This window comes from Acinetobacter sp. Colony158 (assembly GCF_019264745.1).
GTDB classification, from domain to species: Bacteria; Pseudomonadota; Gammaproteobacteria; order Pseudomonadales; family Moraxellaceae; genus Acinetobacter; species Acinetobacter ursingii.
On the sequence record NZ_CP078523.1, the window covers coordinates 522,649 to 531,208 of the forward strand.

Annotated in this window: 7 protein-coding genes; 5 read left to right on the plus strand and 2 right to left on the minus strand. The window is 38.2% G+C overall.

Annotated features, from left to right (window positions below; all coding sequences use genetic code 11):
• Positions 1 to 7: 7 nt before the first annotated feature.
• The 4 genes from JR005_RS01775 (at position 8) to JR005_RS01790 (ending at position 5,025) form a co-directional block, all read left to right on the plus strand.
• Positions 8 to 1,321 carry a cation:dicarboxylate symporter family transporter gene (locus tag JR005_RS01775; protein WP_227546583.1) on the plus strand — a complete coding sequence of 438 codons (1,314 nt, stop codon included), beginning with the start codon at positions 8 to 10 and terminating at the stop codon, positions 1,319 to 1,321.
• Positions 1,322 to 1,331: 10 nt separating this feature from the next.
• A complete protein-coding gene (locus tag JR005_RS01780) occupies positions 1,332 to 2,603 on the plus strand; it encodes a Glu/Leu/Phe/Val family dehydrogenase (RefSeq protein ID WP_004996026.1) in 1,272 nt (423 codons plus the stop codon).
• 558 nt (positions 2,604 to 3,161) lie between these two features.
• The gene (locus JR005_RS01785; RefSeq protein ID WP_004990919.1) at positions 3,162 to 3,428 is read left to right on the plus strand and encodes a hypothetical protein; all 267 of its coding nucleotides are present in this window, start codon (positions 3,162 to 3,164) and stop codon (positions 3,426 to 3,428) included.
• Positions 3,429 to 3,816: 388 nt separating this feature from the next.
• Positions 3,817 to 5,025 carry an MFS transporter gene (locus tag JR005_RS01790; RefSeq protein WP_218665485.1) on the plus strand — a complete coding sequence of 403 codons (1,209 nt, stop codon included), beginning with the start codon at positions 3,817 to 3,819 and terminating at the stop codon, positions 5,023 to 5,025.
• A 101-nt stretch (positions 5,026 to 5,126) separates the two neighbouring features.
• Here JR005_RS01790 and JR005_RS01795 read toward each other — a convergent pair whose 3' ends face one another.
• Positions 5,127 to 6,575, minus strand: a complete 1,449-nt coding sequence (locus JR005_RS01795; RefSeq protein ID WP_151721544.1) for a trehalose-6-phosphate synthase — start codon at positions 6,573 to 6,575, stop codon at positions 5,127 to 5,129.
• Positions 6,568 to 7,413, minus strand: coding sequence for a trehalose-phosphatase (gene otsB / locus JR005_RS01800; RefSeq protein ID WP_218665486.1), 846 nt, complete (start codon positions 7,411 to 7,413; stop codon positions 6,568 to 6,570). Before otsB ends, JR005_RS01795 begins: the two co-directional genes overlap by 8 nt.
• A 433-nt stretch (positions 7,414 to 7,846) precedes the next feature.
• Between otsB and JR005_RS01805 the strand changes: the two genes are divergently transcribed.
• Positions 7,847 to 8,320 carry a pyridoxamine 5'-phosphate oxidase family protein gene (locus tag JR005_RS01805; RefSeq protein ID WP_218665487.1) on the plus strand — a complete coding sequence of 158 codons (474 nt, stop codon included), beginning with the start codon at positions 7,847 to 7,849 and terminating at the stop codon, positions 8,318 to 8,320.
• Positions 8,321 to 8,560 lie beyond the last annotated feature (240 nt).

The following is an 8,560-nucleotide window of genomic DNA, read 5'->3' on the forward strand; positions in this document are numbered from 1 at the left end:
GTGAATGATGAACAAGAAACCAAAAATTTCATTAGTCTGGCAAATCATGATCGGTTTGGTCTTGGGTATTTTAGTGGGTTTTTACCTCAATACTCATCCTTCCGATAATAAATGGTTAATCGAACAAGTCTTCCAACCGATGGGTGATATTTTCATTAAACTGATGAAAATGATCGTGATCCCAATCGTCTTTTCATGTCTGGTCGTGGGTATTGCTGGGCATTCCGATGGCAAATCCATGGGACGCATGGGCGCTAAAACCATTTTTTATTTCCTGTGTGTGACCACAACAGCGATTATCATTGGTCTAGTGGTTGGAAATGTCGTAAAACCGGGTGCAGGGGCTGACCTTTCATCGATGGTTGCAGCGCATGTGAATACCTTACCGACCACCGAAACCAAGCATGGTCTAGGTCATGTTATTTTAAATATCATCCCAGACAATATTGTCGATGCCATGGCAAAAGGGAGCTTGCTTCCTGTGATTTTCTTTGCTGTGATGTTTGGTTTAGGCGTCGCGTCTTTACCCCACGAGAAAAAAGACATTGTGGTTTCTTTCTTCTCGTCTGTATCAGAAGCCATGTTTAAAGTGACACATATGATTATGGCGTATTCTCCAATTGGTATTTTTGGGATGATCGCAGTCACCGTGACCAATTTCGGCATGGAATCCATGTTGCCTCTGCTTAAATTGATTGGCACAACTTATGTCACTGCAATTTTATTTGTTGTCATTGTCTTTGGTCTGATTGCTCGATTCATCGGAATCAATATTTTCCAGCTGATTCGCTTTATGAAAGCGGAACTAGTGCTGGCCTTTTCAAGTGCAAGTTCGACCACAGTATTGCCGCAAGTGATCCAAAAGACTGAACGTTTTGGTTCTGACCGCGGTATTTCAAGCTTTGTGGTTCCAACGGGTTATTCATTTAATCTTGACGGTGCATCACTCTTCCTTGGTTTGGGGACGCTGTTTATTGCCCAGATTTACGGCATTCATTTGTCGCTTGCAGATCAGATCATGCTGGTGGTGACGATGGTCATTACCTCTAAAGGTGCAGCAGGCGTACCGGGTTTTATGTTTGTGATTTTATCGGCGACTTTATCTAGTGCAGGGATTCCACTCGAAGGTATTGCCTTTATCGCAGGGGTTTATCGTCTGATGGATATGCCTAATACAGCATTGAATGTTTTAGGTAATACGCTCGCACCGTTAGTAATTTCTAAATGGGAAGGTAAATTCAGCGAAGAGCGTCATCAGCAAGCGTTACTCAGCATGAAACATTCAAATCCTTCTGTTGCTCAGCCTTCTTCGGAATCTTGAGGTAATCCCCATGCAAAATTTATCTTATGTCGATGAAAACGAAGGTCAAGCTTGGCTCAACTTTCTGGAACAACTGGATCGTGTAGAGCCATATCTGGGCGATCTCAAAGAAAATCTGGATCATTTACGTCGTCCAAAGCGTTCATTGATCGTGAATATTCCAGTCAAAATGGATGATGGCACGGTTCGTCATTTTGAAGGTTTCCGTGTTCAACACAGTATTACTCGTGGTCCGGGTAAAGGCGGGGTCCGTTTTCATCCTGATGTGAATCTGAACGAAGTGATGGCACTGGCAGGCTGGATGACTATTAAATGTGCAGCGTTAAATTTACCCTTTGGCGGTGCTAAAGGTGGCGTTCGGGTTGATCCGACGACGTTGTCTAAAAACGAGCTGGAGCGTTTAACCCGTCGCTATACTACGGAAATCAATTTGATTATTGGACCGCAAAAAGATATTCCTGCACCAGATGTGGGTACGACACCCCAAGTGATGGCATGGATGATGGATACTTATTCCATGAATGCAGGTTCTACTGTGACTGGGGTGGTGACAGGTAAACCAGTACATTTGGGTGGTTCACTTGGTCGTTCCAAAGCCACTGGGCGTGGTGTATTTGTCACAGGACTGGAAGCCGCACAAAAAATTGGTTTAGACATTGCGCATGCAACGGTCTGCGTACAAGGCTTTGGTAATGTTGGCGCTGAAGCAGCCTTACTATTCCATGAGTCTGGTGCCAAAGTGATTGCGGTACAAGATCACACCGCAACACTATATCATCCTGAAGGCATTAACATTCCAGACTTATTGGCTTATCAGAGACAACAAGGTGCCATTAAAGGCTTTGATATGGTTCATGATATCGACAAAAATGAACTCTGGAATATTGAAGCCGATATCTTTATTCCTGCTGCACTCGAAGGTGTCATTAGCAAAGAAATCGCACAGAAACTTCAAACCAAGCTGATTCTGGAAGGCGCCAATGGCCCCACCGATCCAGCCGCAGATGATGTATTAAATGAACGTGGCATTGTGATTGTTCCAGATGTCATTTGTAATGCGGGTGGTGTGACCGTCAGTTATTTTGAATGGGTTCAGGATTTAGCCAGTTACTTCTGGACGGAAGATGAAATTAATCATCGTATGGACGTAATTATGCGTAAAGCCATTCATGATGTCTGGGATCGTGCACAACATGCCAATTGTTCACTTCGAACAGCCGCGTATATCGTTGCCTGTGAACGAATTTTACTGGCGCGTCGTGATCGGGGTTTAATTATCTAGGCAATTTGTAGACCATTTTAAAGCTTGGAAGCATCTCTATAGATATTAAAGATGCTTCCTTCAATCTTATCGAGATGATCTAAGAACTGATCTTTTAATGAAATATCTAATAAATACAATAACATTTAAATAAAAATAAAGTCCGAGTTATAGCTAAAGTCTATTCGGCTTTCTTTGATTATTTTGATTGCGCAAAGATTAGGACTCAACTCATCTCCCTATCTGCACTGATCTAAATAACGGCTAGATAAAATTATGAAATAAAACGGTCAATGCCATCTTATCCTTTGGCAGCATGACCTAGATGATAGTGGCTACTTATTTAAGTGGTCTAAAAGAGGCTTAAGCATCTAGCGCTAAATTAAACTATTTCTAAAAATTTTAAGCATCATTGGATGTGACTATTTTTTAATCAAATGTAAGAGTTTTCCTACATTTGCTGTAAGAAATATCTTATTTTTTTTTCAGCTTATTCATTTTAAACTTCTTGTTATCGTTGTTCATCTCAATGTTTTATCACACATAAACATGAGAAAATATCATGCTGGGAGATAGACTATGTTTCGCAATAGAAATACAGATGAGGTTCTAAATCAAATTTATGATTTTATAAAAGAACGACCAAATTTTTCTAAAAAAGCCCAATGTGAAAAAATTATCGATTTTTTTAGAGAAATACATGAAGAAAATGATGTTGCGTTTGAATATGAAAAACCACATCGAATTATTGGAAACTTTGGTTTTCCTCTGATCGTCTCGATTCACGATGCACCCGATTATAATGATAAGCAGCGTTTCATTGACTGGGTTTTAGCACGAATCTAACTCCCCAGTTTGAGTCCGCTCTCGATACTGTATTATGCAATGCTCTGCTCAAGTCTATACACAAGCTGTTTAATTTTTTATCTATTTGATTTAAAGTCACTTTTCACATAAGCAACCAAAAGGATTTTAAGATCATTTTGTTGATTTCAGGATGACTCAAAAAAGTTTCTTAAATATTTTCAAAAACTTAACAAAATAAAATTTAAATTACTGATTTTTATAAATATTAATTTTTAAAAAACTAATGCTATTTATATAAAATTGTGTATAATTTCGCCAAATAAACCCTCGCTTGGTTGTAGAAATTTTCTATGACTTAAGTGAGGGTTTTTACATGGATGGCTTATCTGGAAGGGATAATATCGGGTCTTAGATTGGCGGCTTTAGCATGATCTTTTTTTCCAGAGCAGCGCGCGCTGATGCTCAAACTCAACTTGTAGCTCAACGTCTTTCAACACGTCTTGCTTTCTTTTCACTCGGTTTTGCAACAGCAGCTTGGGCTCCTTTGATTCCATTTGCACAACAGCGTTTGCATTTAAATCACGCAGACTTTGGTCTATTACTGCTATGTAGTGGTTTAGGCGCGATTTTGGCCATGCCCATCACTGGCCTATTAATTTATCGTATAGGCTGTAAAGTGCTGATCAGTGCTGCCCTGCTGATGCTCTTACTATCATTACCTGCTTTAGCACTGGGTAGTACCGCGCTGAGTATGGCGGTAATTTTATTCTTTTTCGGAACTGCGGCAGGTAGCTTGGGTGTGACGGTCAATTTCCAAGCGGTTTTTGTAGAAAAGAATTCGGATAAACCCATGATGTCAGGTTTTCATGGCATGTGCAGTTTAGGCGGCTTGCTTGGCGTCATGAGCATGACAGTTTTATTGGCAATCGGCGTTTCACCTGTGATCAGTGTTTTTATGATTGGTCTGGTTCTGGTCGCAATGAGCTTCGTAAGTGTTCCTTATGCATTAGCAGTTATGCCCAAAGAGACTCAACTCAATGAAAAGTCTCACGAAGATTTATCAGTCAGCAACACAAAAAAGCGCCCGAGCCTTTTAATCCTGATTATCGGGGTGATTTGCTTTATTAGCTTTTTATCTGAAGGTTCAGCAATGGACTGGAGTGGCATTTATCTGACGCATAATTTTGGTCTGAATGCTGCTTATGCAGGACTGGGTTATACCTGTTTTGCTATCGCCATGACTGCGGGTCGTTTAATGGGTCAACAAGCACTTCAGTTATTGGGTGAATCCAAGCTGATTCAGTATAGTGTGATTTGCGCATTTGTTGGATTGATGAGTATCATACTGGCACCGCAATGGCTATTTGTTCTGATCGGCTATGCTTTACTCGGCTTAGGTTCGGCCAATATTGTACCTGTGATGTTTTCACGCGTTGGACGACAAAATAGCATGCAAAAAGCGGCTGCTTTATCATGTGTATCGACCATTGCCTATACAGGATCATTAACTGGACCTGCCCTGATTGGCATTATTGGAGAATATATAGGTCTTCAATTAGTCTTTGCATGTCTGGCTGGTTTAATTCTTTCAATTTTGGCACTGAATCACTTTAGTCAAATCAAGGCTCAAAAATAGTTTGTATCAATAATAAAGTCTTTGGTTATTACCACAAAGACTTTATTTTTACTCTAAGCATTGTGATGAATGTCAGTTCAAATGTTGATATTGTTTATGGTTTAGATCCGGTATGACGATGATGCGTCAGGATAAAACAAAACCGAAGAAAGAATATTTTCATACTCAAAATTGTGTAAGTATTGAGTACATTCAAGGTCATTTAGAAAATCTTGACACCAATCATTAATATCATAAATGCTGAGTCCATGAATTAGTTTCTGGTAGCGACTTTTTCGTTCTGCCAATGGCATATTGAGTGCTGTTTCCAGTGCGGTCGACATGGCTTCACGGTCTGTTGGGTCAACAACCAGAGCATCGGTCATTTGTTCTGCCGCTCCAGCAAATTTTGATAAAATCAACACGCCGGGATTTTGTGGATCTTGTGCAGCAATATATTCTTTTGCRACCAAATTCATCCCATCTTTAAGTGAACTAATCCAGCAGATATCTGCATCACGATAAAACTGCATCAGTTGATTATGTGCTTTTGATTCATAACTACATACAATCGGATACCAGTCCTCTCGCTTAAATTCGTTGTTGATAATATCCATTTTTAATTTAAATCGTTCAAATAGACGTTTATAGGTGGCGACATCAAGGCGACAAGGACATGCGATTTGTAAATGTTGAATCTGCCCGCGCCGTTCGGGATGTTGCTCTAAGTAATGAGCAAAACTATTAAACCTCTCGAATAAGCCTTTAGAGTAGTCAATACGATCTACTCCAATAATGGTTTTCATCGCCGAGTGTTTAGTCTGTGACTCTGAGCGAGCATTTGCTAAATCTGCAACCGATTTTTGGATCCCTTTAACATCGACCCCAATCGGATAATGTTGAATCGAAACCAAGCGCTGATTCAGACTTAAACTATTTTTCTGAATTTTTTGTGCTTGCAATAATTGCGTACATACCTGTAGACAATTCTTTTGATCTTGCTGGGTCTGTAATCCAACTAAATTATAATGGCATATATCCTGAAGTAGCGTATTGGCAACGGGTAACTTTTTCCACAGTTCAAGCGCTGGAAATGGAATATGTAAAAAGAAACCGATTTTATTTTGCATGCCCAATTCACGACAATGACGTGCAACACTTAAGAAATGATAGTCTTGCACCCAAATCAAGTCATCTGGCGCAGCAAATTCACTTATTTTTTTTGCAAATAAAGCATTCACTTGTTGATAGGTTTGATACTCATCAGATTGATAATCAATCAGATCAGCACGATCATGCATCATTGGCCATAAGCTATTATTGGCAAAACCACAGTAATAACCCTGATATTGTTTCTGGGTTAGCGGACAGGTGATATAGGTAATTTTTGATTTGTATAAAATATCAAAGCGTTGATTGGTCTGTTGTTCAACTTTCTCGCCATTCCAGCCTACCCAGATACCGCCGACTTTACTCAAAGCATCCTGCATAGCAACGGCTAAGCCGCCTGCTACACATTTTTCAGATTGAGGTAAACTGACACGATTCGATAATATAATAAGTCTAGACATGTTCTTCTCCATATTTTTCTAAATGTTTAGGAATGGCGGTATCACGCAGTCGTTCTAAAAAAAACCTTAAAAAGAAATTGACCTGATCAATATTTTTAAATCGATATGTCGCATTTGTTGCACCCTCCCCCACCTTGATGGTTACGCCTTTCATTTGATTGACGTAGCTAAAACCATCTTCATCGGTTCGATCATCGCCAATGAAAATAGCTAAATGATTTTGCAGATTGAGTAAGTGTGAGATTTCTGCGATGGCTTGACCTTTATCAATATCATTCCAAACTAATTCATAGACATATTTGCCTTTGATCAATCGGAGTTGGTCATGTTGATGTTGTAGTCGCTGCATGATCAGACTAGCAATCTGTTGCAGTTCAGGGCATTTTCGATAATGTAGCGCAATCGCATGTTGTTTATTTTCAATAATTAATTCTGGATAACGTTGAATATCCTTATTTAAAATAGTCTCAAGCGCTTGAAACAATTCACTTTGAGAATGCTTAGAAAATTGATTTTGATCATTGAGATAAATCAACAAACCATGCAAGGCTGCAATAGGTAGATCGATTGCTCCAAACATGTTCTTGGCAGATGACAAATCTCGCCCTGTGACGGCAGCTACAGTAAGATGCTGTTGAATATGTTGGATTAAATCCAGTATGTCTTTTGAAATAAAACAACTTGATGGATCAATTTGAAACTCTGCTAAAGTTCCATCAATATCTAAAAATAAAGCCATTGATTTATTTTGAGAAAAAATATCATTTACCACTTCCTCACAGCCATCATAATGTGAAGGGGCTAATATGCTATTTCCATTTTGAATATTTATGTTCATGTGTTCATCGTTATAATAGGAAAGCTTTTAATTAGATTGAATTAAAAACGATCAAAAATAAAGCAAAATTACTTAAACACCTCAACAATCCGCTTAGGATTTACTTAAGTTGATTTGAATGATACAAACTCATGATTTGTTACATAGACTGAATAAATCTCTTATTAAAAAAAAAGCCGAATAATTTTTTTATTTTCATTATGTTACAAAGGTGAAAAGATTTAAATATGTCATAAAGTCTATAAACTCAAAAAATAAATCAATATGTTAAAGTGTATTTTTCTTAAGAACTAGATACACAATCCTACTTAACTTACGTGATCCATGTAGTCTGATCATAAAAACTAAACATTTGAAACAAGAGTGATGTTTTTATACGACCCCCAATATAGGCATGCTAACCACTCACTTATTTGATAAAGAGAATTTTTAAATGACGGACTACCAAAAAATTAATGATCTCATTAAAAATATAAGAACGGTCATCTTCACCTTTAGCAATACTGAAGGACATTTACACGCGGCACCTATGACCACCCAAAATCGCGAATTTAACGGTCAAGTATGGTTCATTGGTTCTAAGAAATCTGAATTATGTCAAAGCATTCAGACAGATTCTCAAGTAAACCTTGCCTATGTGACCTCTTCAAACCATTATGTTTCTATTTATGGCACAGCAAACCTTGTTGATGATCAAAGCATTTTAGATGAACTCTGGTCTCCTGCTTATGAGGCTTTCTTTGAAAATGGGAAACAGGATCCCGACGTACAATTAATTCAGGTAAATGCGCATGGAGCTCAGTATTGGGAAAGTGCAGGAACGATTGCAACTTTATATAAATTAACTAAAGCTGCGATTTCAGGAGAAAAGCAAGAATTAGGAACAAGCGATACTGTGAGACTTTAAAACAGCGTATTTCAATTCTTGTATGACTGTCATTATTAATGGTATTGATGCATCTCAAGTAAATAGTCGTCATGATGAACATCCAGATCATCCATCAAAGATGGAAATCATGATTCAATGAATTGCTTGAGTTATACATGGAGCATTCTTGCTTCATGTATAACTTAAAATAAATTATTATAATTTTCATTTTAAACTCAAATATCTTATCTTAATAAAAATTTAAATTCAACAAATTCC

Coding starts and splice junctions, on each gene's coding strand:
- JR005_RS01785 (WP_004990919.1), top strand. CDS start 3,162: ATGTTTCGCAATAGAAATACAGATGAGGTTCTAAATCAAATTTATGAT.
- JR005_RS01805 (WP_218665487.1), top strand. CDS start 7,847: ATGACGGACTACCAAAAAATTAATGATCTCATTAAAAATATAAGAACG.
- otsB (WP_218665486.1), bottom strand. CDS start 7,413: ATGAACATAAATATTCAAAATGGAAATAGCATATTAGCCCCTTCACAT.
- JR005_RS01775 (WP_227546583.1), top strand. CDS start 8: ATGAACAAGAAACCAAAAATTTCATTAGTCTGGCAAATCATGATCGGT.
- JR005_RS01790 (WP_218665485.1), top strand. CDS start 3,817: ATGATCTTTTTTTCCAGAGCAGCGCGCGCTGATGCTCAAACTCAACTT.
- JR005_RS01780 (WP_004996026.1), top strand. CDS start 1,332: ATGCAAAATTTATCTTATGTCGATGAAAACGAAGGTCAAGCTTGGCTC.